Consider the following 276-nt stretch of genomic DNA (forward strand, 5'->3'; position numbering starts at 1 on the left):
CTTGCACCAGCAACACCTGCCACAACTAAGTTCATAAACATGGCAAAAGCGAGTACGCCGCCGAGCATAAAGTCCCACTGCCAAAGTGCAATGACACCCGCAATCAACAATGACCACAAAATGCCATTGAGTGCTCCAATAGCGAGTTCTTTCATCATTAAAAAGCGTTGGTTGGTTTGATTTATATGACCAACAGCTATACCACGAATAACAAGTGTAAGAGATTGACTACCAGCAACACCGCCCATAGAAGGAACGATGCCATTAAGCACTGCT

General features: G+C 44.9%; 1 protein-coding gene. It reads right to left on the bottom strand.

All coding sequences use genetic code 11. The features are described from left to right. Positions 1-276: magnesium transporter (locus R2R70_RS20030; RefSeq protein ID WP_410978904.1), on the bottom strand; the 276-nt coding region annotated here is incomplete at both ends.

This window comes from Cobetia sp. SIMBA_158 (genome assembly GCF_046566945.1).
Lineage (GTDB): Bacteria > Pseudomonadota > Gammaproteobacteria > Pseudomonadales > Halomonadaceae > Cobetia > Cobetia amphilecti.